Here is a 25,167-nt window from a genome sequence, read left to right on the forward strand (position 1 = left end):
AAGCAACGGAACCGGACCTCCCGAGACGGCAGTTGCAAGACAAGGTCGGCGGCGTAATGCCCGCCGGCCTTTTTCTTTTTCTCGCGCGGCGCGCCGAACTTCTCGCCATCGTGCGATTCACGATGCGTTCTTGATGGCCTGAAACGAATGGCTGCTGGGCGCGCCAGCAGCAGACGTTTCCTCTGACCCGATTCCGACATCAGGCGATTCCCCGTTTTGCACCGGTACTGGAGGCTAAGCAGACGCGCGGCAGCTATCGGTTTCATTCCTGGATTGAGGATTTGTCGAAAGCGGTAAGTATCTGGTCGAATCGTCCCGCAACTGCGCTGCGCAACTCCGGATGCGTAAGGATGTAGAGATCATTTTCTCGGATTGCCGCTAAAACGCGGCGAGCCACAATTGTTGGATCCAACCCGGCGTCGACCAGGGCGGCCATTTGCGGGTTGGCCGGCTCGTCGAGGCGAGCGCCGAAGCGTGGCGGGCGGTTTCGAGCGCTCGTCGCAATTCGCGTACGCACGAACGCCGTACAGAGCACGCTCACCCCGATTTCAGTGCCGGCCAACTCGGCAGCGAGCGTCTCGGTCAGGCTGATCACCGCGGACTTTGCGGCATTGTACGGTGCTATTCCGGGCGGACCAATTAGGCCTGCCATGGACGCGGTATTAACGATATGGCCGCCCTCTCCATGCGCCTTGATATGTGGTAGGAACGCCTGAACCCCGTAGATTGGACCCATCAGATTGACGCCGATGATCCAATCCCAGTCCGCCGGGGCTATGGATTCGAAGGGTCCGCCTACGCCGACACCGGCATTGTTGCATACGATATGAACGTTGCCGAAGACTGCGAACGTTTCGCCTGCGGCGCGCTGCACCGATGCGCGATCTGACACGTCGCATACGACTCCGCGCGCCTCAATACCGGAAGCCTTTAGGTTCTCCAGCGCGGCAAACAGGGCGTTTTCTTCAACATCAGCGAGCATTACCTTTAGCTTTGCTTCGGCAAAGACACGCGCTAAGGCGAAACCAATGCCACTGGCGCCGCCGGTCACGAAGGCTACCTTTCCTTCAAGATCTCCGATCATCTCTCCCTCCTGCCTCTCCATTACTCAAATACTGAGACGTGAAAGTCGTGCCTTGAGCGTCGTCAGGCTGACCACCACCACCATCCACCCAGCATGATCCGGTTTCGCAGTTCGATCGTGCGCTGAGCCAGAGGTGGAAGCGTCTTGACCAGTGCGAGGGCCTTTTTGAGATGCGCCGCCGCCTCTATATTGTTCGACGCAGCGGTCGCGCATTGCGACGCCGAAATATACAGCTCCACTGCCTTTTCCGTCAGACCCGCTTCGGCGCAGTGGCGGGCGAGGGTTTCGGGCTGGGTCCTTCGTATCTCGGGGAAGTCGAGTTCGAGGACCGCGGCGATGCGCTCATGCAACTGCTGCCGTTTCTCCCGGAGCATCGTACTGTAGGCGGCATCCTGCACCAGCGCGTGCTTGAAGGTGTATTCCGCTTCCGGCGGCGTTCCCCGCCGGAAGATCAGTTCGGTGCGCTCAAGCTGCATCAGCGAATCGTCCAGTTGCCACTTCGCAAGCTGCGCGACGGCACTGATCAGGTCGTACGAGAAATTGCGGCCGAGTGCGGCGCCGACTTGCGCCAAATCGCGCGTCGGCGCCTGCCGGTCGAGACGGGCGAGCAAGGACGCGTGCAACGTCGTCGGGATCGCCGTCGGGCTGACGAGGCCGGTCGCGAGGTAGGCCTTCCCGGCATCCCTGACCAGGCCGCTCTCCAGGACCGTTTTGGTCAACTCCTCGACGAACAGCGGAACTCCATCGGTACGATCCAGAATCTGATCGGCGATCTCCTTCGGCAGCGCCTTGCCGCCCGTCAGATGACCGATCATCTTTGCACATTGCTCGGGCGGCAGCCGGCCAAGGCTCAGCAGATCCACGTGCCGACGATTGCCCCACGGTGGGGCGAACTCCGGTCGGAAGGTGGCGATCAAGAGTACCCGCAAGCCCGATATCCGGTCGACGAGGATGTCCAGCAAGTCTCGCGTGGTCGGATCGCTCCAGTGCACGTCCTCGAAGACCATCAGCACCGGCTGCTGCGCGGCCAATCCCGCTGTCAGGGCAAGCTGCGCGTGAAGCGTCTTCTCCTTGCGCAACTGTGGCGTCAGTTCGAGGGGTGGATAGCGGTCGCCGATCGGTACGCTCAGCAATTCGGCGAACAGTGGCACGGACTCATCCAAATCGAGGGTGGCGCGCGCGAGCACTGCTTCGAGTTTGGCGAGGCGCTGCTCATCGGTGTCGGTTCGTCGAATGCCCGCTGCGCGCTTCAACTGCGTGATAATCGGATAGAGTGCGCTGTCTTGATGGTGGGGTGAGCAGAAATATCGTAGGCGCGCGTTCGGCTCGTGAGCCAGTCGTTCCAGCAGGGCTTGAGTGATCCGCGACTTGCCGACGCCCGGGTCTCCCGACAACAGGACTGCGCGACCTTCTCCCGCCTTTGCCTGCTCCCAACGCCGCGCGAGAAGCCCGATCTCGTCTTCGCGACCGATGAGCGGCGTGCCGGCGGCGCGCAGCGCCTCGAACCGGCTGTCTGTCGCCTCGCCCGCCACGACTTGCCAGGCCTGAACGGTCTGGTCGAAGCCCTTCAGCGGAACGGCGCCGAGATCGCGGTACTCGAAGAGGCCACCTGTCAGATTGCGGGTAGTCGACGCGATGACGAGGGTACCCGGCTCGGCCAATGCCTGGAGCCGGGCCGCGAGGTTCGGGGTCTCGCCAACGACCGCCTGCTCTAGAGCCGCGCCCGTCCCAAGGAGATCGCCGACCACGACCAGCCCGGTCGCGATCCCGATCCTTACGCTCAACGGCACGCCGGCGGCGGTCTGAAGATTCGGCACGGCCTCTATGAGTGAGAGGCCCGCTCGGACGGCGCGCTCGGCGTCGTGTTCGCTCGCCTGCGGATAGCCGAAATAAGCGAGTACACCGTCCCCCATGTACTTTGCGATGAAACCGCCGTGTCGGCCGATCAACTCCGCGCAGCATCGGTGATACGTCCCGATGACCGCGCGCAGGTCCTCGAGATCGAGTCGCGTCGACAGCGTGGTGGACCCGACCAGGTCGCAGAACATGATGGAGATCTGGCGGCGCTCGGCATCGTCATGCCGAGTCGGCCCGGATGGCGCGGAAGGGGATCCGGCGCGAATGGCACCTGGCAGTTCCGCAATCCCCGCCAGCAGCTTTCGGCGATGACCGAGCGAGACACCGAGCTCCTTCAAATCCTGATCGGTCAAATGGACCAAGACGGAGAGGTCGATATCGTTCGCGGCAAAACGGACCGCGTACTCGGGCATTCCGACGGTCGTCAACCACTCCGCAACCGACGTTGGGTGGGGCATCTGGCCCCCTTCATGCGAGCCTGACCTTCAGGACATTACCAGAATCTCAAATACAGGTCAGTATCTCTCTGGCCCGTCGTCATTTGGAAGGTTTCATGGGCTGATGACGACCTGGGCCGGATCCCAAACGCAGAGGCTACCTCGGAACGGCCGTACCATACCTGCGTGCAATGGTGCCCGCCGACGCGTCGCGCTACCCATCCAGCACGACGGAATGCAAGCAACGGAACCGGACCTCCCGAGACGGCAGTTGCAAGACAAGGTCGGCGGCGTAATGCCCGCCGGCCTTTTTCTTTCTTTCGCGCAGCGCGCCGAACTTTCTCGCCATCGGGCGATTCTTGATGCGTTCTTGATGGCTTGCAGCGACGCCCGCTGGGCGCGCCGGCAGCAGACGTTCCCTCTGGTCCTTTTTGACCCTGGACGGACTTCACGCCGTTCTGGGACCAGGTGCAAAGTACAAAAAAACAATCTACGCTAGGGATATCGCTCTCCGTTGAGAAAGGCCGCGATGTCCATTTCACGCAGACGGTTGCTTCAGACTTCGTTACTTTGTGCTGCAGGAATGGTCCACGGATCGTCCCCGGCTCTTCCTCAGGAGCCCGCCTCGGCACCGACGCCGGATGAGCGCAAGAGATTGGCTCGGTTGGCCGCCGCTTTCATGGAAACCTATGAGGTTCCGGGTCTCTCAATTGCGATCGCAATCAAGGGAAAGCCTGCCTACGTTGAGGCGTTCGGCGTTGCAGATCGAGACACCGGCGAAGCATTGACGCCGCAACATCGATTTCGCGTGGCAAGCATATCGAAGCCGATTACGTCCACCGGAATTTTCACACTCATCGAAGCAGGAAAATTGCAGCTGGATCAGCGCATTTTTGGACCAAATTCCATTTTTGGTGATGATTACCCGTGGTCGGCCGATGGATCTGAAACACGAATTACAATTGAGCATCTGCTAACTCACACCACCGGCGGCTGGAAAAACGATGCTCGCGATCCAATGTTTCTGAACAAGGAACTGAACCATCGCGAACTAATTACCTGGACATTGAAGCAGATGCCTCTTGCCGTTCCTCCAGGGACATCCTTTGCCTATTCCAATTTCGGCTACTGCATACTTGGGCGGGTGATTGAGAAACTTACTGGTCAGACCTACGAACAATACATCAAGGAAAACGTTCTGAAGCGCTGTGGAATAACCGATATGCAGATTGCGGGAAACAGGTTGACGGACCGAGCGATCAACGAGGTAAAATACTATAGTCCGGCCGGGGGCGATCCTTACGGGATGAACGTCGCCCGAATGGATTCTCACGGTGGTTGGATTGCGACACCGAGCGAGATGACAACGTTCTTCGTTCATATCGATGGGTTCAAGACTTCGAAACAACTGCTGACCGACGACACGCTCCGCACAATGAGCACCCCGACCGCCGCAAATCCCCGTTATGCCAAAGGCCTGTTCGTTAATTCGGCCAATAATTGGTGGCATGGCGGTTCGTTGCCTGGAACAGAAACCCTTTCTGTACGAACAAACAGTGATTTTTGTTGGTCCGCGTTTACTAATACGCGGCCCAAATTCCGGGACATGACCGCCGCTCTTGATATGCTGGGATGGCATATGGTGCGTTCGGTGGCTGACTGGCATCCATGAGAAATGGGTCCAGACCGTAATACGCTCCGGTCGGTGATGCCTTCATTCAGTGAGCGTATGCCCGTTCATGGCAGCCAGCAGCAGCCATTAGGCCCGGTGGAACGGCGCCGACTGCTGTGGAAGGAACAAACTTCAGAACTCGGCCGTTTTACATACCACTTTCCGATCAACCAATCGTCCAGCTACTATCGATCCCGTGGCCCGACCCTGCCTTCCGGACAAGAGAAGGCGTTGGGGCATGCGTTGTGGTTCCCAGGGAGGACAAAAATGGCCATCGTCAACGAACCGCTTTCACGCCATGCGCTCGCCTTCGTTCTTGCGGGCGGTCGTGGAAGCCGGCTCCTGGAGCTGACCGACAGGCGCGCCAAGCCGGCGGTCTATTTCGGCGGAAAATCGCGCATCATCGATTTTGCCCTCTCCAACGCGGTGAACTCCGGAATTCGCCGGATCGCGGTTGCAACCCAATACAAGGCCCACAGCCTGATCAGGCACCTGCAGATGGGCTGGAACTTCTTTCGCCCGGAGCGCAACGAGAGCTTCGATATCCTCCCCGCAAGCCAGCGCGTCTCGGAGACCAACTGGTACCTCGGAACGGCGGACGCGGTTTATCAGAACATCGACATCATCGAGTCGCACGATGCCAGGTTCATCGTGCTGCTCGCCGGAGATCACATCTACAAGATGGACTATGAGCGCATGCTGAAGCAGCATGTCGAACAGCGCGCCGACGTCACCATCGGCTGCCTGGAAATGCCGCGTGCGGAATCCAGCGGCTTCGGGATCATGGACGTGGACGAGGATGGCATCGTGAAGTCCTTCCTCGAGAAGCCGGCCGATCCGCCGGCGATGCCCGGCAAGCCCGACAAATCATTGGCCAGCATGGGGATCTATGTATTCGATTCGAAATTCCTGTTCGACGAGTTGCGGCGTGACGCGAACGACCCGAATTCGAGCCATGATTTCGGCAAGGATCTGATCCCTTACCTCGTCAAGAACGGCCGGGCGGTGGCGCACCAATTCTCGACCTCCTGCGTCAGGTCCGACGGCGATCCACGGAGCTATTGGCGGGACGTGGGCACCGTGGATGCTTACTGGGCCGCCAACATCGACCTCACCGACGTTCTGCCTGAGCTCGATATTTACGACCGCGCATGGCCGATCTGGACCCATGCCGAGATCACGCCTCCCGCCAAGTTTGTTCATGATGAGCAGGATCGGCGCGGACAGGCGGTGACTTCGCTGGTCTCCGGCGGATGCATCATCTCCGGCGCCGCATTGCGCCGCTCGCTGCTGTTCACCGGGGTGCACGTCAATTCCTATGCAAACGTGGAAAATGCCGTCGTCATGCCTTACGTGAATGTGGGCCGGTATGCGCGGTTGAAGAATGTCGTGATCGATCGCGGCGTTCGAATCCCGGAAGGTCTCGTGGTCGGCGAAGATCCTGAACTCGATGCGAAACGGTTTCGAACCACGGCGCAGGGTATCACGCTGATCACGCAGCCGATGATCGACAGGCTGGATGCATGAGCGAGCTTCGCGTCCTTGCGGTCGCCTCTGAAATCTATCCGATCGTCAAGACAGGCGGTCTTGCCGACGTCGTCGGCGCGCTCCCGGCTGCGCTGCAAGCGCATGGCATCGAAACGCGGACCCTGGTGCCGGGATATCCCGATGTCATCAAGGGGCTGACGGTCGCGGAGGAGTTCCTCCATGTGCCGGAGTTTTTTGGCGGACCGGCCCGCCTGCTCGGTCGCGTGCATGGCAACCTCAATTTGCTTGTGCTCGACGCGCCGCATCTCTTTGCACGGCCCGGCAACCCCTACGTCACCCCTGATGGCAAGGACTGGCCCGATAACGGCGTGCGCTTTGCCGCGCTTTCGAAGATGGCCGCCGAGATCGGCCAGGGCGCCATTCCCTCGTTCGTGCCTGATGTGGTGCATGCCCATGACTGGCAGGCTGGCCTCGCGCCTGCCTATTTGCACCTTACCCATCAGCGCCGGCCTGCCACCGTGATGACGGTCCACAATCTGGCCTACCAGGGCAAGTTTCCGCATCACATGCTCGATGTGTTCGGCCTGCCGCGTGAGTCGTTCTCGATTCACGGCGTCGAATATTATGGTGAGATCAGCTTCCTGAAAGCGGGCCTGCAATTCTCCGATCGCATCACGACGGTTTCGCCGACCTATGCGCGCGAGATTCAGACCGATGAGGGAGGCATGGGGCTGGGTGGGTTGCTGCGCGAACGGTCGCAGGTTCTGAGCGGCATCCTCAACGGCATCGATATGTCGGTCTGGAACCCGGAAACCGATCCCGACATCGCCGCGCGTTTCAGCGCGACCGAGCTGGATTCCCGTGCGGCAAACAAACTGGCCCTGCAGCGCCGGTTTGGTCTCGATCAATCCCCAAGCGCCCTGCTGCTCGGCGTGGTGAGTCGGCTGTCCTGGCAAAAGGGACTGGATATCCTCCTTGAGAACCTGCCGACCATCCTCGGCGAAGGGATGCAGCTCGTCTTGCTCGGGAGCGGAGAGGCGGGTCTCCAGCAAGCTTATCAGGCCGCCGCAAAAGCGCACCCGGGCCGGATAGCGGTTCTGATCGGCTACGACGAGGCTGTCGCCCATCTCATTCAAGCCGGCGCCGATGCCCTGGTCGTGCCGTCACGCTTCGAACCGTGCGGTTTGACCCAGCTTTGCGCCTTGCGATACGGCGCTATCCCGATCGTATCGCAGGTCGGCGGCCTTGCGGATACCGTCATTGACGTAAGTGAGGCCGGAGGCGCCGCAACCGGCTTGAAGTTCGGGCCCGTCACGGCCGAAGCCCTCGCTGGCGCCCTGCAACGAGCCAACGTTCTGTGGCACGACCAGCAAGCCTGGCGAAGGTTGCAATACAATGGTTTGTCGACGGATGTATCATGGCGCAATCGGGCGAGCCGCTACGCCGCCCTGTATCGCGATGTCGTCGCGGCTCGCAGAAATCAATAGCATCGCATTTTGCTGACCGGCCGCTTTGCGCCAATTACAGACCTTGGCCGCGAACCGATGCGCGGATATCCTCCAGGTTGCAAACCGCTTCAGTCCGATCTTCCTTAAGCAGTAGGAATTTTGTCATGACAAACAGTGGAATCACGCGACGTCGCATTCTTCGCAGTGCTGCAACCGGCGGTCTCGCGGTAGCCGCGGCCTCAGGGGCGGTCGGTGCCGCCCGCGCGCAATCGGCGCGAAAGACCTTTGTTTTTGTCAGCGGGGCTTTTTGCGGTGGCTGGATATGGCGCCGGGTCACTGATCGGCTCGAACAGGGCGGCCACAAAGTATTCGCTCCGTCACTGACGGGTTTAGGCGAGCGCTCGCATCTGCTGAGCAAGGACGTCAGTCTGGACACCCACATCGCCGACGTCGTCAACCTGATCAAGTGGGAGAGCCTTGAGGATGTCTGCCTTGTGGCGTGGTCCTATGCAGGCTTCGTAGGCGCGGGCGCACTCGAAAGTATAGGCAATCAAGTCTCCTCCATCGTGTGGCTTGATGCCTATCTGCCTACCGACGGACAGAAGGTGCTGGACTTGGCAGGCGCGGGCCCTTTTGCCAAAATCATACAGACGGCCATTGACAAGGGCGAGGCAGGCGTTGGTCCGCCGAAGATTTCGGTGGCTGGTGTAGCTGACCGTGATCAGGCATTTGCGCAGTCTAAGGTCACCGCCCATCCGGTTGGCACCTATGTCCAGCCGATCAAGCTTTCCGGAGCGCTCGAAAGGGTCGCGAAGAAAACGTACATCCGGCTTCCGAAATTTCCACAGCCGGCTTTCGATAAGGCACTCGCGGACTGCAAGGGTAACAAGTCCTGGGCTACGTTCGAGCTGCCGGACATCGGGCACATGTCGATGCTTGATGCGCCGGACCGCACCAGCGAGTTGATACTGCAAGGCGCCTGAGATCGACCCCATCGTAGCGTAACCTGCATCTTGGTCAAAACCAGGACCGCGCGGGAGTGCGCCCATGTCCGGGTCGGGTCAAACTGAGACCTCAATCTGCCGGTGCGGCTTGTCCACTCTTCCCTAGGAGCAGACTTTTCCGACCGGCCGCTTTGCGCCAGAAGCGGCCATTCGCAAATTGGATGGAATATCGATGTCTGCCTTTCACCCAGAAGCGGACATCGCGCAGCTGCGGGGCCACGTCAGCTTTGTGCCAAACTCGGACATGGACTATGCACTCGCGGCGAACAAGTCCCATCGACCGGGCAACCCCTTGAGTTCATGCGAACCGCGCTCGGAAAATTTCAGGCCCGCCCCGGCAACAAGGTCGGTGACAACTCTTGAAACGAGAACTTCGCTTGGTTGGGATTGGGCCATTACGCGAGCGGCCGCGTGCACAGCGATGCCTCCGATATCCCGGCCTCTTATTTCAATTTCACCCGTATGGAGGCCGGCCCGTAAAGGCAAGCCTATCTGCCCCGCAGCCGTCCCGAATGCCAACGCGCATCGAACGCCGCGGCCGGGGCCGTCGAAGGTCGCTAAAATTCCGTCGCCGGTGCTTTTGACCAGAATCCCGCGATGCTTCTCGATCACTTGTTTCGCAAGCTGATCATGGCTGTCGAGAGACCGCCGCCAGGCTTGGTCGCCCATGGCAGCAGCGCTGCGAGTCGAATCGACAATGTCGGTGAAGAGAACTGTTGCCAGAATGCGCTCGCGATACGCCGATGAACGTTCCCTATGTCCGGTTACAAACTCCTCGATGTCTCCGAGCAGTGCTTCGGTGTCGCCAGCCCAGAACGCGTGATCGCCCTCGGGATATTCAATAAATCCCGCTTTGGGAATGCCTGCCGCCAGAGCGCGGCCAGCCTCGATAGGGACCCGCGCGTCCAAGCGCCGATGCAACACAAGTGTAGGAACTTGTATCGCTGACAGTATCGGTCTGACGTCAATTTGCGCATTCAAGAGAATGGCTGCCCGAACTGCGCCGGGACTGGCGGATAGCCGTTCCAACTTGGCGAACTGAACAATCGTATCCCCGTTTGCCGCTTGGCTCGGGATCACAGTCTTCATGATTTCGCCCGTGCCCCAGGATTTTACAATCCTGGCAATTCTATGCTCCAGACCGTCCGACCGAGACGCCGGGGCAAGGGCAAAACCTCCGAAAAGAATGAGTTGTATGACGCGTTCGGGATATGTCGCAGCGAACAATGCGCTCATAGCGGAGCCTTCGGAAAACCCCATCACCACCGCCCGTTCCGAACCTATGTCGTCCATGACGGCGCGGACGTCGTCCATGCGCTGTTCAAGCGAGGGCGCGCCCGATATCCGGTCGGATAACCCCTGGCCCCGTTTGTCGAAAGTGACGACACGAGCAAATGTCGAAAGACGGCGCAAGAATGCAGTATATCCCGCCAGTTCGTGCGTGAACTCGACATGCGAAACGAGACCGGGAACCATGATGATATCAACCGGTCCAGCGCCCATTACTTGATAGGCGATATTGACGTCGCCGCTGAGCGCGTAACGCGTCTCCGGGAAGTTAAAATCACTCATTTCAATCCTCGAGGGCGCAAATAACTTGCTTGTCCTTGGCACGGAAAGGATCAAGCGTAACCCGAATTGCCCGTCATGGCGACGGGGTACGACGTCAGTTTAGGGTCAAAAGGCGACCTCCGCCCGCACATATGTAATGTCCATTTTGACCCCAGGAGCAGACATGCCCATGAAGGGCAGCTTTGCGCCAGAAGCGGCCATTCCCGGGATGATTGCATCTCAGGAGTCACCGAAAAGGAGCCCTGGTTCGCGGCCATGCAGTTTGCCGACGCTACTTTCGTGCTGTCGCAATATCTTGGCCAACTCGATTGTCGCCCGAGACCGACGTGGGAAGATGGACCCGCGCCAGTTCCGAAGCTGCCTTGGTTGTTCCGCAGAGGCTTCGGCCAAGAAGGTGACGGTGAAGAAACTCGATCTCGTCCGCGACCACTGCCTCGTGGGCCGGCCCGTCGTAGATGTCGAAGTGATCGACACCTGGATAGATGCGGAGTTCACCTTTCGGGGCTTGGCGCGCGGCCTCAACCGCAGGTCCCGGCTTGGCAACCTGATCGTCCGCAGCGACGCAAACCAGCCAGGGACAGTGAAGCGAGGCGGCATGCCGGATGGCGCTATATGGAGGACCGAGCAGCCAGGCCGCGGAGACGCGGTTCCGCCATCGAGATTCCTCGCCGATGGCGACAACACGACGCCAACCGACCTCAGATCCGGGCGCGCTAATGAATGCCGCCTCATGGGGCTGACCAACGGCAGCCAAATAGCGACCCTCGACCGCTGCAGCCTTCATTGCCTCTACGACGTGCTGAGGTTTGGCGTAAGTCTGAGAATCCCTGTCGAGATATGGGACCTGGCTGATAACCGCGGCCACCCTGGGGTCCTCCGCTGCCGCGGCGAGCGCGTTGCCGCCGCCCAGCGAGGAGCCAAACGTCGCCACGCGTCCGGCATCGATATCGGGTAGCGAACGAGCAAACGCGATAGCAGCGCGCCAGTCTTCCAACTGAAGAGACGGTTCGAACAGGTCCGGCTCGCCCGTGCTGTCGCCAAAGCCTCGATGATCGAAAACGAGCGCTGCGATGCCGGCGGCGGCAAACCTTTCGGCGAACGCACCAAGCCGATCTCGGCGTGTGCCGGTCAATCCGTGGGCCATGACGATCACAGGTCTCGGTCCTTTATCCGTCGCAGCGGGGTAAAACCACGCAGCGCATGTGTCATGACCGGAGGCGAACGTTAATTCCTTGCGACTCATACTCATGGAGCTCGTCCTCCTTGTTTTTGATCTCGCAGCTTCCCCGCAGCGAACCGAACCGGGGAGTGACCCCGGTCCAACTCGTTTCCGGATGGCTGCTGCCGACATTGTCGGAGACGGCGATCACGATTGATCAGGCCGCGCGCAAGATGTTGAGCTGCTGCAGCGCGGTCGCGCCATCGTCCAGGCCGACCTCTTCCGCGATTTTGCCGTTCTCGACGCGGAGCACGGTTATTCCGCTGAAGCGCATTTTCCGGCCGGAAGCCGCCGGCAGTGATCCGATGATGAAATCGTCGAAAGCAGACCCCGTGTGTGTTCCGCCGCCTTCCCAACGACCGACGACGTAATCACCTTCCGCGATCAAGTCCGCAGTGCCCCCAAAGCCGAGATCTGGAAACGCATCGCGGAATCCAATCATGAATTCCTTCACGTCCTTGCGACCCCGACGCGGCTCATGCAGCGAATACTGCAACAGCATGTCAGGCGCAGCGAGTTCGTCGATGATATCGGGATTCCACGGATTGCCCCAGAACTCCTTGAACCAACGGCCGACGATCGCTTTATTTTCCTCTTCCTTCGACATTCGTAATTCCTTCTCCGTTGTGTGTCTCACAGGTCGTAAGTGAAACGTACGCGGCGGCGTTCAGATTCGCGTTCAAACTCTTGCCGCGTGTCATCGTCCTCTGACCTATTGCACGACCGATGTTCCAACCACCCGTTTCCCGACACGAAAGAATTTCGTTTCCGTCGCATTCTTTCATAGTTGAAGTCGTTGACACTGGTTGGAGCGCAGGTATCCGCGCGAAGCATCCAGTTCGCAAATCGTTCGCAGGGATGAATGCTTGGGAATTGATGGCGCTACTACCTGGCGACATTCGCGGCAATGCTCTCGCCGTGGCTCGAAAAGCCCCGTGAATGTCAGCTTTGCGCTGCCATTAGCGGAAGTCGCACTTCATTCGTTCACCCGTAGCCCAGGGGCGAACACTGGCTGCGATGGTCATTCAGGCAGCCCGGCTTGCCGCAATCCTTCTTCCAATCGCGAGAGGTCTTCGGCCCGTCGAAAAGGGGGGAGCGCGTCTTTGAGATTGGAAATACGTAGCGCGGGATTGAGTTGCCGCAGCCGAGCCATTGCCTTGTGTGCTTGCTCCGGCCGTCCGGCCATTGCATTGCTCGCGGCGGCAATGCGTAAACCAGGTTGAAAGTCCGGACTGTCCTGCAATGCCATTGCCGCCCATGACACAGCTTCGTCATAGCGGCCCTGTAAGAAATGGGCATAGGCGGTCCCGCCTCGCATTGCTCTCAGAAACGGATCAAATGGGCTCAGGCGCATGGCACGAGCGAAACGCTCGATTGCCCATTCTGGCTCGCCGAGAAAGTTTTTTACCCAGCCGCCGGAATTCCACGCCTGGGCCAAATTGGAGTTGAGCGTAAGCGCGCGATCGATCAAGGCAGCGCCCACCTCGAGATCGCGAACAAAGTGTGCTAGCGCAAACCCGCCGGCGGCGAGTGCGATCGCGTCATCCTTGCCCAACTCAACCGCCCGCTGGGCGAGCCTCGTCACTTCGGCAATCTCGTTCGCTGTGTCTGAAATCCAGCCATTGTTCTTGGCCGTAGAGTAGCAAAAGGCGGCACGACCGTAGGCGGACGCAAAATCGGGGTCGAGCGCGATTGCGCTGTTGAACAGGCGCAAAGCCTCCTCGTTCGCTTGCCGGTTGTCAAACTGATAGAACGCGGCCAAACCACGTAAATAGAGGGCATAGGCGTCGAGACTCTCGGTCGGCTTGCGCCTGGCACGCTCGATCTCGGCTTTTTCCATCGCTGGCGCGATCGCCCCGACGACGCTCTCTGTCACCTGGTCCTGCAAATCGAAGATGTCGCCGAGGCCGCCATCAAACCGGTCCGCCCAAAGATGTGCGCCCGTGGCGGTATCGACGAGCTGTCCCGTGATGCGCACCCGGGTTGCCGCCTTGCGAACGCTGCCTTCCAACACGTAGCGCACCCCCAGCTCACGCCCGACCTGCTTCACGTCGACGGCGCGCCCCTTGTAGGTAAAGCTCGAGTTGCGGGCGATGACGAACAGCGCCTTGAAATGCGACAGCGCGGTAATGATCTCCTCCACCATTCCATCAGCGAAGTAGTCCTGTTTCGGATCACCGCTCATGTTCTGGAATGGAAGAACCACGATGGACGGCTTGTCGGGGAGCGCAAGTACCGGAGCCCGGCCCGCCGGCGAACCCGGTTGCTGCTTGGCAGCGGCTTGACCACCGAGTTGAACCCGCCATGCCCGCAGGGGCTCCGCGATGTTCTTGAGGGTCTGCGGTCCAAGGTCATCCCAGCCGATCTCGACCTTGCCCCGGATCTGCCGATAGGTGTCGTCGGATATGCAAACGCCGCCGGGCTCGGCAATGCCCTCCAGCCGCGCGGCAATGTTGACGCCGTCTCCAAAGATATCGTTGTCGTCGATGATGATATCGCCGACATGGATACCGATCCGGAATTCAATCCTGACGTCCTGGGGGACGTCGGCGTTTTGCGCGGCCATTGCACGCTGGATTTCGACCGCGCAGCGCGCGGCGTCGACGGCGCTCGCGAATTCCACCAGCATGCCATCACCCGTGGTCTTGACGATGCGGCCGCGATGGGAACCGAGAGCGGGGTCAATAAAAGCTTTTCTGGCCGCCTTGAGCCGGGCCAGGGTGCCTTCCTCGTCGACACCCATGAGGCGGCTATAGCCGGCAACATCCGCAGCCAGTACCGCCGCCAATCGCCGTTCTACGGGCTCGCTGCTCAAGACACGCTCCCGGCTCGGGAAACTAGTTGTCCATCATAGCAGCATCGTGGGCGGCTGTCCGGGACGTCAGCTTTGTCCCTAAAATCGGACATTCCCGCGGCTGACCACTTTGCGCCCATAGAGGTCGTCGGCGCAGCGAGCGCCCGGCGCTGTCGGTTGGTCGCCATTCGATTTCAGCAGATTGACCCACACGGCGACAATATCCATATGGGAAGTCAGAATCGGATGAAGCCTGCCGTTTCGGACTAACAAGTATGCGGCCTTGTAGCTCGGGCGGCGTCATTTCAAGTGGTTTCGTTCGGGAGTTTTCATGACTGCACTGTCTATCCTCGATCTCGTCCGCGTCACCGAAGAGACCGATGCCCGCGGCGCGCTCTACAACGCCCGCGATGTCGCCGTTCATGCCGAGGCCTGGGGTTATCGCCGCATCTGGGTGGCGGAGCATCACAACATGGCCGGCATCGCGAGCGCCGCGACCTCGGTCGTGATCGGTCATATCGCAGCGGGAACCAAGACCATACGCGTCGGTGCGGGCGGCATCATGCTCCCCAACCATGCGCCTTATGTCATTGCCGAGCAGTTCGGCACGCTGGCGCGGCTGTTTCCCGGCCGCATCGATCTTGGGCTCGGCCGCGCCCCCGGCACCGACCAGCTCACGCTGCGCGCCTTGCGCCGCACGCCTGAAGCGGCCGAAAATTTTCCGCAGGACGTTCTGGAGGTGCAGGCGTTCCTGGCGCCGGCCGGTCCCAATCAGCGCATCCAGGCGGTGCCGGCGGCCGGAACGGAAGTGCCGCTGTGGATTCTGGGATCGAGCAATTTCGGCGCGATGCTGGCGGGCGAACTCGGGCTTCCCTATGCCTTCGCCTCGCACTTTGCGCCTGAACTCCTGATCCCGGCGCTGCAGATCTACCGCAGCCGCTTCAAGCCGTCCGAGCAGCTCGACCGCCCCTACGCGATGGTCGGGGTCAACATCATCGCCGCCGACAGCGATGACGAAGCGCGCCGGCTGGGCGACGACGCAGCAGATGTCCTTTACCAACATCTTCCGCGGCGCGCGCGGCCTCAGCCAGCCGCCGATCGACGACATCGAGAGCTATTGGTCGCCCGCGGAAAAGAGGCAAGCGATGGGCATGCTCGCGCGCTCCATCATCGGCTCGCCCGAGACGGTTCGCGCCGGCATCGATGCGCTCGTTGCGGAAACCGGCGCCGACGAACTCATGATCGTGTCCGATGTCTACGATCACGCCAAGCGGCTGCGCTCCTTCGAACTGATCGCCGGCGCCGCGGGGATCGCGGCTCGCTGAACTAGATTTCGCAGCCGGCTGTATTCAAGGCCTTGCGCAAGCCACCAAACGCGCTCAGCCGGCAGTGCAGGGGCTCGCTGGGGGCGGCTTTTGAACGCTCGGCGCTGGTAGTGCGCCTGATATCGGCAGTTCGCCTGATACCGGGGGCCTTTGGCTTCGGCTTGGGAAGGGCAGCGGTAGTGACCTTCTTTGATTTGGGATCGTGCCGGTGGCGGTTCATCCTCGGGGTCTCCGAAGGCCATATGAAGGTGGCTTCCGGAGGCGGCGAGGGAGAAACGTGTTCGTTGACCAGAGCAGGCTGCGCTGGCGTCTCGGTTTTCGCATAGTTAACTTCGAGCTTATCGGCCTTCGCCAACGCACCATGTGAATCGGAAATGTCGACGGTTGTTTCGGCAAGGGGCTGAACGACCGCTATTGCAGTACGCGGCGGAGTTCTGAGTTCCATCGCCGCAAGCGCTCCTATCCCCAATGGGATGAGGAGGCCCAACAACACCATTCTCAACATGATGCTTCTCCGGCCATGATAGTGCCGGTGCAAATTCTCCGCTCTAATGGGGCAATCTGGCGGCGGTCCACGCAGGAACCTCACCCGCGTGCAGGATGTTTGCCGACAGGGTTAACCGCCCGCCGATCTCGCCGTACCGAGAGTATCAGCCGATCAGCCGATCAAGGATCAGCCGATCAAATGAATTGTCGGCGCGCCTTCCACACCGGCCTTTTGCATCGCAGACTTCAAATCATCACTCGCCGTCCAGGCGCGCGCCTTGGCCAGGTCCGCCACGTTGGCAACGATTACAAGGTCGTTGGCGTCTTCCGTGTTGCGGTAGACGCGGCAGTTCGTGACTCCAGCCGCGGTCCGGCTCGATTCGTGGGCGTCATAGCCCGGACGCCATGCTGCGTAGTCGCGGACTCTGTGATGGATAATCATCGAAGCCATCGGTCCCTCCCGCATGTTGTTTTCCAGCGAAGGGCTGCGCCAATCGCCGATCAAGATCGTAAGCGTTTTTGTATCTGGCGTCTAATGGATGGCCTGCTGCACTGCAATTGCGGGCTGATATGGCGCTTCGATCAGCAATGACGCGCGCCGCTATTGGAGCGGACCTTCCGCCCGAACGGGTATAGCCGTTATGACGTCTATCATCCGAAGCGCTGCAAACCGAATTGGCGACTCGGCTTTTGACTGGCGCAGGGTGACATTCCTTCCTTGGGTCGGGAGAGTCCCGTCGGGTTGTGCAGTGCGATTGCGACGAGGGAGGCGACCATGAATTTTTGGCAGATGTCCGACGGAATCCGGCTGCATCATCAACAGCCCCCTGACCATGACGGGTACGATGGCCAAGGCGTTCGAGACGTGGCATGGCTGGATCCTACACTGAATTCCGCGATCGGCACCGGTTACAATAGCGCTGGCGACGGCGGCTATGGCTTCTTCGTCGGCGCGATGCATCCGCCTGTCGCGCGTTCTGATTGGCTTGATGCAGGACACGGAGGTATTCAAAGCAAGGCCGATGCCCAGTCCAATGCGGTGCACGCCGATCAACACGCCGGCCAGACGGGCCGCAAAGATGGAGGCGGCAGCGCGACGACTGGCGCAGAGGTATCAGCCCTCAATTCTGGTTCCGGCCCAGGCCATGGCTGGCTTGATTCCACCACGATCCAGACCGGGGCCAATCAGGCCGGCAACGGCGGAGATGGATATTTTTATGGAGGCACCATCCACGCCTCCTTCCTCATTTATCAGCCGATCAACATCGCGATCGCGATTGGATATGGCTCCAGCGCCCACGCTGAACAAACCAACAATGTGAGTATCGATCAATCAGCCGTTCAAATCGCCGGCGTCGGGGGAAACGGCGGCAATGGCAACGCCGCATCGGGGGGAAACGTCGGCAGTTCTTCTTCTGGCGCCGACCTTATCGCGACCGGCGGCAATGGCGCCGGCAATGGTGGCGACGGCTACTTCTTCGGGAGCCTCGTGAACGCTCCTGTCGTTATCTACCATCCAGTAAATATTGCCATCGCCGGCGCAGGAGGCACGGCCGTGGCTACTCAATCCAATACGGTTGAGATCGATCAATCCGCCGTCCAGATCGCCGGTGTCGGTGGCAACGGCGGTAGCGGAAATGCGGCAGGCGGCGGCAACGTATCGATGCTCGGACACACTTCCGGATCGGGCAACGGCGGGACTGACTCGCTCATACATACTGGCGACAACCATGCGGGCAATGGCGGCGACGGTTACTTTTATGGAGGCCTCGTCCACGCATCCTTCGCGATCTATAACCCGGTCAACATTGCGGTGGCCGGGTATAATTCCAGCGCGCATGCCTTCCAGTCGAACAACGTGCAGCTGGATCAGTTCTCCTTTCAGATGGCCGGCCTCGGAGGAAATGGGGGCAACGGCAATGCCGCAGCGGGCGGAAACGTCTTCTCCGGCTTCGGAGGTGGCTCCAACGCCATCGCAACCGGGGACAACACTGCCGGCAACGGTGGCAGCGGCCATTTCACCGGCAGCATGATCGATGTCAGCATCGCGATTTATGCGCCGATCAACATTGCGATCGCTGGCCCCAATTCGACGGCCGAAGCCGACCAGATCAACAATGTGATGTTGGACCAGAGCACGGTCCAGATCGCGGGAAACGGTGGGTACGGCGGCCACGGCAATCTTGCGCTGGGTGGTGATGTCGCCACGCATCTTCTCTCTGAACTTCATTTGATAGGATAGGGCGGGAATTTTCTGCCGCTCCGATGGTGAGGCCGAAGCCGCTCGCGGTCCGCTGATCGACCAGGCGCGCTCGCAGCTTCGCCATGCTGCGTCGCCATCGAGAGGCGCCAAGGCATGTAAAAGGCATGTAATCCTTTCGTGTGTATCGCCTACCGAACAGGATGGCACTCCATTTGCCATCTATCCGGCCCACGCAAGTGGGGATCAGAGTTGTTGACACATCCGCTATCCTGATCCGGACGGATGGTGCGTGAAATTAACACAGGACGGAGGCTGATATGATGGCCAAGGCAAAGGGATTGATCAACGTTTCCGACTCCATCGAATTCAAATCGATCAACACCGGGGGCAACGCCGCCGGAAATGGCGGCGACGGCAGCTTCTCGGGAAAAATCGTCAACCAACCGAGCATCAGCTTCGATCCATACAACAAGGCGAGCGGTGCCAGCGTGGACGTGAAAACCGGCGATCACGTCAATCAAAAGGCGGAATGGGATGCCGGGGGCGCAAACGGAAAGGCTTCGTGGTTTGCGAAGGCCGAGGGAGGAAAGGCCACGTCGAACGGAAACCAGGACTCCGACAGCGGCCATAATACCTCCAAGGTATACGCCAACACGACGGCGCAGCAGTCAAACTCGCTGAAGGCGGACATGCATCAGGAAGTGGTGGCTGGTATCGGCGGCGACGGTGGAAACGGCAACATCGCGCTGGGTGGAGACGTGAACTTCGTTTTCGATACCTTCTGATCGGCAGCTTGTCCGACTGGCAAGACCGGCGGCAGCGGCCGCCGGTCCACGACCCGGTCGAATCCTCAGGGCTCTGGCGGTGACGACAATGCTGATGCCGCCCCTCCGATTACACCTCGCAGCACAGCCACAGACGAGGCTGCAGGCGGCGCTCTGGGCCTGCGCCAGCACGCTTGGCATCGTGTTCGCATACAGTTGCAGCTACAATCTGCTGCTCTTCGCTCCGTCCATCTACCTGCTTCAGATCTATGATCGGGTCTTGTCGAGCCGGAGCGGCCACACGCTTCTGATGCTCACCCTGATCGTCGCGCTCACCGTCGTGGTTGGTGGCGTACTTGACGCGCTGCGCCGCGCCGTGTTGGGACGGCTAGGGGCATGGCTCGACGATCGCCTTCGTCCCTCCGTGCTCTCGGCCAGCCTCGAATGCGCCAACCGCGGCAACCCGGCGCAGGCATCGCAGGCGTATCGGGATCTCACCGTTCTGCGTCAGTTCGTCGAATCCAATGCATGCCCGATACTGTTCGACGCGCTCTGGGTACCGTTGTTTCTAAGTGTGCTTTTTCTCGTACATCCTTTGCTGGGAGTGATAGGAGCCTGCAGCGTGCTCTTCCTGTTCGGCCTCGCGCTTGTCGGCGATGTCCTCACCGAGGATGCGCAGGCCAGGTCCGGAACTGCCTGGGCCAGAAGCCATAGCCGGTTCGCGACGGCTGTCGATAATGTTCAATTGATCCATGCCATGGGGATGCGCGACCGCGCCGCGCGGCTGATCTGCCAGGCCGCGCAGGATGCGCGAAGCGAGCACGACGAGGCCCAGCAGCGATACGAGATCATCATGCTTGTCGCAAAGCCGGCACGCGCATTGTCGCAGGTCCTGATCATGGGAGCCGCCGCGTGGCTGGTGCTCGACTACAACAGAAGCCCCGCCATTATCTTTGCCTCGACACTGCTGTTCAGCCGCGCGCTCGCACCCGTCGAGGGTGCCATCGCTGGCTGGAAAGCTTTCGCGACGGCCTTGAGCGCCTACCGGCGGCTCACGGACATCCTTGTCGTCATCCCCGCTGTCCCGGAGAGCGCGGGCATTGCGTCGAACCGGGGTCGTCTCGTCGTCGACAATGTCGGCGTGGTATTGCCAGGCTCCGGCGGATTCCTGCTGAGGGAAGTCTCGTTCAGCCTCGCGCCTGGTGAATGCCTTGGCATTATCGGACCGTCCGGCTCCGGCAAATCAATGCTCGGCCAGGTCATTGCCGGAATCTCGACGCCAACTCAGGGGCGCGTCCTGTTCGACAACGTCGACGTTTCGGTCTTGCGTGAGGGAGGGGGCGATCGTCACCTCGGATATCTGCCGCAGGACATCAACCTGTTTGGGGAGACAATAACGGAAGTTATCGCAGGGCTGGATGATAGCGATCCGCAGAAGGTCATCGCAGCCGCGAAGCTTGCCGGAATCCATGACACCATCGTGGGGCTGCCACAGGGGTATGACACCGTCATTCCCGGTGGCGGCTGTGCTTTTTCGCGCGGGTATCGCCAGCGTCTCGGCCTTGCACGGGCTTTCTTCGATGACCCGCGCCTTGTCGTGCTCGACGAGCCGAACGCCAGCCTCGACTACGTGGGCGAGCGCGTGCTGTTCGATGCCATCGAGCAGCTGAAGAAAGCCAACATCACGGTGATCATCATCACCCATCGAATGGGTATTCTCGCGGCCACGAACAGAATTGCCATCATGCAGGGCGGTGCCGTCATGGCATGTGGCGAAAGCGAGGAGATCTTCGAGAGGTATTTGAGCCGACCGCAAGTCGCATCACAGGTCACGTTGCCCGAGAGTACGCCCGCGGCCGCCAACGTGTCACCGCAGCGAGTTGTCCCGTGACCGACGTTCCAGACAAACCGCCGCCTTCGTCGTCCCTCGTCCCTGAGCGGCGAACCAAGGTCGTGATTACCGCGATCGACGATATCGAGCCTCTGGAGTTTGCATGGTGGACGGCCCCGACGCCGGCCTCACCTCGCGCCGCACTCCGTGGCTTCACCTGGGCAGGCAATCTGCTGGTCGTCTGCTTTGTGCTGGGCCTCGGGATCTGGTCGGGCTTTGCGCCACTCGAGAGTGCCGCGATCGCTTCCGGCGTCGTGGAAACGGAATCGAGCCGGAAGACGATTCAGCACCTTGAGGGCGGCATCGTCAGGGAAATCCTGGTTGCCGACGGCGACGCGGTGCGCGCCGGGCAGGTGCTGATCTGGCTGGACGACACCAGGGCCCGCGCCGAGGCGCAGAGCCTTCAGGGCCAATTGTGGGACGCGACGGCACGTGAAGCAAGGCTCCAGGCCGAGATGCAAGGGCAAGAGCATGTGTCGTTTCCCGCCAGCATGGCGACTGCGGGGAAGGAGAGTTTATCGGCCGCAGATGTCCTTAGTGCGCAGCGAAACATCTTTGAAACGCGCCGGCAGGTCTTCCGGTCTCAGCTCGCCGTCGTCCGGGAGAAAGGCCTCCAGGTCGACAAGGAAATCCTGGGCCTCAGGGCGCAGGAAACCGCTGTCGCGCAGCGGGCCGCCATCGCCCGCGAGGAACTGGACATGGTGGCCACCCTCGTCAGCAAGGGGCTCGAACGGCGGCCGCGCCTTCTTAACCTCGAACGGGAAGTGGCTGAAATACAGGGGCGGCGGGGCGAGATCGCCGCGCATATTTCGCGCGCCGAGCAGGTCATCAGCGAATCGCAGGCGACGCTGCTCAAGCTCGAGAACGATCGGCAAAACGAAATCGCGCAGTCGTTGCGCGAGGCACAAAACCAGATATTTCAGCTACGCGAGCGATTGCGGGCGGCCATGGACCAGCTGTCGCGAACCGAGGTCAAGGCTCCCGAGGACGGCGTGGTAACCGACCTGCGGATTCATACCCCCGGCGGCGTGATCGGGGCCGGTGCCCCGCTGATGGATATGGTGCCCCGGCAGGATCGCCTCATCGTGACCGCGCGCATCAAGCCCGAGGACATCGATGTGGTTCATCCAGGATTGAATGCCGACGTGCAACTGCTGCCCTACAATCAGCGCCGCGCGCCGCGTCTCAGCGGGACGGTGACGCACGTATCCGCCGACCGCCTCGTCGACAAGCGTACCGAGCAACCCTACTACGCAACCAAAATTCGCGTGCAGGATGCGCGGATCGCCGAGCACGACATCCGGATCATCCCCGGAATGCCGGCACAGGTGTTCATCACAACCGGGCGCAGCACCGTGGCGCTTTATGCCCTGAGGCCCTTGCTCGACAGCTTCAGCGGCGCGTTCAAGGAGGATTGAGCCTCAAGATGCGCCTGTGCTGGTATCGCGTTCATGACCCGACAGCCGGCCGCTCCAGCGGAGCACCGCCTCAGTGCGGTTGCGAGCGGCACACTTGCGCATGATATGATGAATATGCATTTTTACGGTATTTTCCGAAAGGTTCAGCTTAGCCGCAATCAGCTTGTTCGGAAGACCGAGCTCCAGTTCCGCAAGCACGTGTTGCTCGCGAGGCGTGAAGTCGATCAGGTGTTTTTCTGTCACGTCTTTCGCAGCGTCGGCGGCCAGGTATCCCGACGGCAACTCGGCAGCAGAGAGCAATTCCGGCGCCGTCGTCCCATTTTGCGCGATGATCGGAAGTGGTCTGTAGACCCCGCCGGCGAGAACAAGACGCAGGCCGGCAACCGCGACCTCGACCGGGATCGAGGTCGGGAAGAAGCCCCGTACTCCCCTGTGCATTGCAGCCAATGCCGTGGCCTCGTCGTCACGGTTCGACAAGAGCGCGATGGAGGCATTGGGGCAGTAGTCCACGAGGAGAGCAAGATCGTCCTCGACAGACGGATCGGCGATGGACTTGTCCCCGGTACTCAGCGCCACCAGGCAAACATCTCGTCCCGACACGAAATCCAGACCGTCCGTGGTCGCCATTTCGACGATTTCGAACCCCGGCAATTCCCGCCGGAGAATGCTCAAGATGCAGGTGCGCGTTAACGTGAGAGGCTCGATGATCACCAGGGCCGGCATTTGCGGCGATCCATTGAGCCGTTCAGCGTGGTTGACGACTTGGTCCATAATAACCCCGAATTCAAAAAGCTGTTGGGCCACCCCACTGATTCCAAATTTCCACCGATCATAATTGCCTGGCGCCAGGTCCATGAGAGATGCCCGATTGAGCAATCGGTGCTCAAAGGTCTCAGGGATATCCACGACGCCGCAGTTGCAGGAGGAAATTCTTTCCACGCAATTTCACAGCCGGGCACGATGCGATTTCATCGCGTCGCGCGCATTCTGGGCTTCTGAGCATGATAGAACCGGTATCCGCAATCCCGGATCATGCCTTAGTTGCAGATGTTACGATACGCGATCGCCGCCGCTGAATCTGCCTTGCCAGCGACGACGTATGCATCATCCTCCTTCACGAGATATAGAAACGGCCTGTCTCCGGTATCTGAACCGGACGCATTCTTCCCTCTGACGTGACCGCAGATGGTGTCCACCGGACGCCCCCACATATTCAGTCTGACGGCCCGCTTCATGTCGCCAAATTCGGCGGATGCCGGATCGTCCATCTTTGCGGCGACTGAGATCTTTGCCTTGGCCAGGACGGGATCCGGGCGTTCGGCGGATCGATAGGTTGGCGAGGCGGGGGTCGTCGACGGCGCGTGCGCGGTTTTGACGATTTGAGCCCGTCCGCGGGATCCGGCCGATGATGGTTTCCTGGACTTGACCGCAGCGGATTTCGCTCCAGCTGTTGCAAGATATGGCCTGCGCGCCGCTGACTTCTGCGCCATCGGCGGACCGGTCGGGGGTCCTTCGAGGCAGCCTTGTGGCGCGCACTCCCGGAGGCTTGCCTGCGACGGGCCAAGGCCATAGCCGATAAGGAGTCCAGCTAGTACGCCAATGAAAAGCAATCCCATGCAATTCCCCTCCTCGAGGGCGGAATTCCCATTGCACTCTTGCCGCAACTTCTTGATTTTACTGCTGAGGGGTTATCTGTTGCGCAAAAGCGTTAAGCGCTAATTAAGCGTGCACCCCGTGCGAGATCAGGCTGCCGCATGGTTAACGTTGACGCACCGTCAGTCGACCGCTCGGCGGGCGCGTCGCCGGCGTCTCGCACGACCAGCGGTTGGTCTGTCAGCTGCGAGAAGACAGTCCCAGGACGTTGCGCTCAATACAGAGGAATGCGAGGAGTCAGCGCCGAACAGTCGAAGCCTCGCGCCTAGCCCTTCGCGGCGGGTACGGGCGGCACCGGCAGAATGATTTCGGAAGCGATCTTCCAGTCCTTCCCGACGCGAAGCCAATTGATGATCATCAGAAACGGTCTGGCCGTTCCATCCTGCCCCGCATAAGAGACCGTGATGTTCATCGGCACGTAGGACTCGGCGACGTCGCGCGTCAGGCCGACGACCCTGAGCTTCGAATAATCCGGCTCGAGCACGACCGGACCGGAGCTGCCGATATCATGCAGCTTTTGATCAACCGCCTCGTTGCCCCAGAAGCCAGCCCAGTTCCCCTCGGACTGGATCGCGCTCTTTGCCACCAACAGGGTCGAAGGCGATTGCCAGAACATCCCATGCAGGGCCTTGAAATCGTGCTTGTTGGCCAATTCCATCAGTCTGCAGAACTTCAATTTTATCGCGCTGAGGGTCGCAGCATCCAGCGGCTCTTTGCTGACGGCGGGAGGCGCGACAGCCCCGGTGAAAAGAGCCGAAGCAGTGAGAGTGACAAGAAGTGCCTTGTACATGCAGGAGTATCCCTTCCAACGTCTGGCTCGCGTCATGACAACGCCCGTCGCGTTCCGAGATT

General features: G+C 60.5%; 22 protein-coding genes. 9 read left to right on the plus strand and 13 right to left on the minus strand.

What is annotated here, in order from left to right:
- From JQ641_RS25095 to JQ641_RS38510, 4 genes are all read right to left on the minus strand, one after another.
- On the minus strand, nt 1–200 hold a 200-nt coding region (locus JQ641_RS25095; protein WP_211998564.1), incomplete at its 3' end, for a hypothetical protein.
- A 62-nt stretch (nt 201–262) separates the two neighbouring features.
- Nucleotides 263–1,084, minus strand: coding sequence for an SDR family NAD(P)-dependent oxidoreductase (locus JQ641_RS25100; protein WP_211998565.1), 822 nt, complete (start codon nt 1,082–1,084; stop codon nt 263–265).
- A gap of 62 nt (nt 1,085–1,146) precedes the next feature.
- Complete coding sequence (locus JQ641_RS25105) at nt 1,147–3,399, minus strand: adenylate/guanylate cyclase domain-containing protein (protein ID WP_283815216.1); 2,253 nt, start codon at nt 3,397–3,399, stop codon at nt 1,147–1,149.
- 193 nt (nt 3,400–3,592) lie between these two features.
- Nucleotides 3,593–3,727 (minus strand): hypothetical protein, encoded by a 135-nt coding sequence (locus JQ641_RS38510; protein WP_283815217.1) that lies wholly within the window; start codon nt 3,725–3,727, stop codon nt 3,593–3,595.
- 180 nt (nt 3,728–3,907) lie between these two features.
- Here JQ641_RS38510 and JQ641_RS25110 point away from each other — a divergent pair, with 180 nt between their 5' ends.
- From JQ641_RS25110 to JQ641_RS25125, 4 genes are all read left to right on the plus strand, one after another.
- Nucleotides 3,908–5,050, plus strand: a complete 1,143-nt coding sequence (locus JQ641_RS25110; RefSeq protein WP_211998567.1) for a serine hydrolase domain-containing protein — start codon at nt 3,908–3,910, stop codon at nt 5,048–5,050.
- 267 nt (nt 5,051–5,317) lie between these two features.
- On the plus strand, nt 5,318–6,577 hold the full coding sequence (glgC, locus tag JQ641_RS25115) for a glucose-1-phosphate adenylyltransferase (RefSeq protein WP_211998568.1): 1,260 nt from the start codon (nt 5,318–5,320) through the stop codon (nt 6,575–6,577).
- A complete protein-coding gene (gene glgA, locus JQ641_RS25120; protein ID WP_211998569.1) occupies nt 6,574–8,025 on the plus strand; it encodes a glycogen synthase GlgA in 1,452 nt (483 codons plus the stop codon). The genes glgC and glgA overlap by 4 nt, the downstream gene beginning before the upstream one ends.
- Before the next feature lie 125 nt (nt 8,026–8,150).
- Entirely contained in the window at nt 8,151–8,969 is an 819-nt protein-coding gene (locus JQ641_RS25125; protein ID WP_211998570.1) for an alpha/beta fold hydrolase, read from the plus strand.
- A 270-nt stretch (nt 8,970–9,239) separates the two neighbouring features.
- On the opposite strand, the gene JQ641_RS25130 is transcribed toward JQ641_RS25125, so the two are convergent.
- The 4 genes from JQ641_RS25130 to JQ641_RS25145 all read right to left on the minus strand — a co-directional run bounded on the left by JQ641_RS25130 (nt 9,240) and on the right by JQ641_RS25145 (nt 14,596).
- Nucleotides 9,240–10,562 (minus strand): adenylate/guanylate cyclase domain-containing protein, encoded by a 1,323-nt coding sequence (locus JQ641_RS25130; RefSeq protein WP_211998571.1) that lies wholly within the window; start codon nt 10,560–10,562, stop codon nt 9,240–9,242.
- 271 nt (nt 10,563–10,833) lie between these two features.
- Entirely contained in the window at nt 10,834–11,913 is a 1,080-nt protein-coding gene (locus tag JQ641_RS25135; RefSeq protein WP_349628615.1) for an alpha/beta hydrolase, read from the minus strand.
- 25 nt (nt 11,914–11,938) lie between these two features.
- Nucleotides 11,939–12,388, minus strand: a complete 450-nt coding sequence (locus JQ641_RS25140; RefSeq protein ID WP_211998573.1) for an ester cyclase — start codon at nt 12,386–12,388, stop codon at nt 11,939–11,941.
- Nucleotides 12,389–12,802: 414 nt separating this feature from the next.
- Nucleotides 12,803–14,596 (minus strand): adenylate/guanylate cyclase domain-containing protein, encoded by a 1,794-nt coding sequence (locus JQ641_RS25145; protein ID WP_283815219.1) that lies wholly within the window; start codon nt 14,594–14,596, stop codon nt 12,803–12,805.
- A gap of 310 nt (nt 14,597–14,906) precedes the next feature.
- Between JQ641_RS25145 and JQ641_RS25150 the strand changes: the two genes are divergently transcribed.
- A complete protein-coding gene (locus JQ641_RS25150; RefSeq protein WP_211998574.1) occupies nt 14,907–15,905 on the plus strand; it encodes an LLM class flavin-dependent oxidoreductase in 999 nt (332 codons plus the stop codon).
- Here JQ641_RS25150 and JQ641_RS25155 read toward each other — a convergent pair.
- A complete protein-coding gene (locus tag JQ641_RS25155; protein ID WP_211998575.1) occupies nt 15,902–16,405 on the minus strand; it encodes a hypothetical protein in 504 nt (167 codons plus the stop codon). The genes JQ641_RS25150 and JQ641_RS25155 overlap by 4 nt on opposite strands.
- Nucleotides 16,406–16,573: 168 nt before the next feature.
- Complete coding sequence (locus tag JQ641_RS25160) at nt 16,574–16,891, minus strand: cyclase (RefSeq protein ID WP_211998576.1); 318 nt, start codon at nt 16,889–16,891, stop codon at nt 16,574–16,576.
- A gap of 270 nt (nt 16,892–17,161) precedes the next feature.
- On the opposite strand from JQ641_RS25160, the gene JQ641_RS38905 reads away from it, so the two are divergent.
- From JQ641_RS38905 to JQ641_RS25180, 4 genes are all read left to right on the plus strand, one after another.
- The gene (locus JQ641_RS38905; RefSeq protein ID WP_211998577.1) at nt 17,162–18,628 is read left to right on the plus strand and encodes a hypothetical protein; all 1,467 of its coding nucleotides are present in this window, start codon (nt 17,162–17,164) and stop codon (nt 18,626–18,628) included.
- Nucleotides 18,629–18,906: 278 nt separating this feature from the next.
- Nucleotides 18,907–19,374, plus strand: a complete 468-nt coding sequence (locus JQ641_RS25170) for a hypothetical protein (protein ID WP_211998578.1) — start codon at nt 18,907–18,909, stop codon at nt 19,372–19,374.
- An 88-nt stretch (nt 19,375–19,462) separates the two neighbouring features.
- Entirely contained in the window at nt 19,463–21,244 is a 1,782-nt protein-coding gene (locus JQ641_RS25175) for a type I secretion system permease/ATPase (protein ID WP_211998579.1), read from the plus strand.
- Nucleotides 21,241–22,662: an HlyD family type I secretion periplasmic adaptor subunit gene (locus JQ641_RS25180; protein WP_211998728.1), complete on the plus strand. Its 1,422-nt coding sequence runs from the start codon at nt 21,241–21,243 to the stop codon at nt 22,660–22,662. Before JQ641_RS25175 ends, JQ641_RS25180 begins: the two co-directional genes overlap by 4 nt.
- 3 nt (nt 22,663–22,665) lie before the next feature.
- Here the strand turns inward: JQ641_RS25180 and JQ641_RS25185 are convergent, their stop codons facing one another.
- From JQ641_RS25185 to JQ641_RS25195, 3 genes are all read right to left on the minus strand, one after another.
- Entirely contained in the window at nt 22,666–23,601 is a 936-nt protein-coding gene (locus JQ641_RS25185; protein ID WP_349628616.1) for a helix-turn-helix transcriptional regulator, read from the minus strand.
- 98 nt (nt 23,602–23,699) lie between these two features.
- Entirely contained in the window at nt 23,700–24,278 is a 579-nt protein-coding gene (locus tag JQ641_RS38090; protein WP_249150666.1) for a hypothetical protein, read from the minus strand.
- A gap of 302 nt (nt 24,279–24,580) precedes the next feature.
- Entirely contained in the window at nt 24,581–25,105 is a 525-nt protein-coding gene (locus JQ641_RS25195; protein ID WP_211998580.1) for a hypothetical protein, read from the minus strand.
- Nucleotides 25,106–25,167: the final 62 nt, after the last annotated feature.

The sequence above is a fragment of the Bradyrhizobium sp. JYMT SZCCT0180 genome, from assembly GCF_018130165.1.
Taxonomy (GTDB): Bacteria; Pseudomonadota; Alphaproteobacteria; order Rhizobiales; family Xanthobacteraceae; genus Bradyrhizobium.

What these genes read in the sequence shown, in the direction of transcription:
- JQ641_RS25195 (WP_211998580.1), bottom strand. Translation starts at nt 25,105, where the DNA reads ATGTACAAGGCACTTCTTGTCACTCTCACTGCTTCGGCTCTTTTCACC.
- JQ641_RS38510 (WP_283815217.1), bottom strand. Translation starts at nt 3,727, where the DNA reads ATGGCGAGAAAGTTCGGCGCGCTGCGCGAAAGAAAGAAAAAGGCCGGC.
- glgC (WP_211998568.1), top strand. Translation starts at nt 5,318, where the DNA reads ATGGCCATCGTCAACGAACCGCTTTCACGCCATGCGCTCGCCTTCGTT.
- JQ641_RS25175 (WP_211998579.1), top strand. Translation starts at nt 19,463, where the DNA reads ATGCTGATGCCGCCCCTCCGATTACACCTCGCAGCACAGCCACAGACG.
- glgA (WP_211998569.1), top strand. Translation starts at nt 6,574, where the DNA reads ATGAGCGAGCTTCGCGTCCTTGCGGTCGCCTCTGAAATCTATCCGATC.
- JQ641_RS38090 (WP_249150666.1), bottom strand. Translation starts at nt 24,278, where the DNA reads ATGGGATTGCTTTTCATTGGCGTACTAGCTGGACTCCTTATCGGCTAT.
- JQ641_RS25105 (WP_283815216.1), bottom strand. Translation starts at nt 3,399, where the DNA reads ATGCCCCACCCAACGTCGGTTGCGGAGTGGTTGACGACCGTCGGAATG.
- JQ641_RS25100 (WP_211998565.1), bottom strand. Translation starts at nt 1,084, where the DNA reads ATGATCGGAGATCTTGAAGGAAAGGTAGCCTTCGTGACCGGCGGCGCC.
- JQ641_RS25155 (WP_211998575.1), bottom strand. Translation starts at nt 16,405, where the DNA reads ATGTTGAGAATGGTGTTGTTGGGCCTCCTCATCCCATTGGGGATAGGA.
- JQ641_RS25125 (WP_211998570.1), top strand. Translation starts at nt 8,151, where the DNA reads ATGACAAACAGTGGAATCACGCGACGTCGCATTCTTCGCAGTGCTGCA.
- JQ641_RS25135 (WP_349628615.1), bottom strand. Translation starts at nt 11,913, where the DNA reads ATGTCGGCAGCAGCCATCCGGAAACGAGTTGGACCGGGGTCACTCCCC.
- JQ641_RS25140 (WP_211998573.1), bottom strand. Translation starts at nt 12,388, where the DNA reads ATGTCGAAGGAAGAGGAAAATAAAGCGATCGTCGGCCGTTGGTTCAAG.
- JQ641_RS25170 (WP_211998578.1), top strand. Translation starts at nt 18,907, where the DNA reads ATGATGGCCAAGGCAAAGGGATTGATCAACGTTTCCGACTCCATCGAA.
- JQ641_RS25150 (WP_211998574.1), top strand. Translation starts at nt 14,907, where the DNA reads ATGACTGCACTGTCTATCCTCGATCTCGTCCGCGTCACCGAAGAGACC.
- JQ641_RS25130 (WP_211998571.1), bottom strand. Translation starts at nt 10,562, where the DNA reads ATGAGTGATTTTAACTTCCCGGAGACGCGTTACGCGCTCAGCGGCGAC.
- JQ641_RS38905 (WP_211998577.1), top strand. Translation starts at nt 17,162, where the DNA reads ATGAATTTTTGGCAGATGTCCGACGGAATCCGGCTGCATCATCAACAG.
- JQ641_RS25110 (WP_211998567.1), top strand. Translation starts at nt 3,908, where the DNA reads ATGTCCATTTCACGCAGACGGTTGCTTCAGACTTCGTTACTTTGTGCT.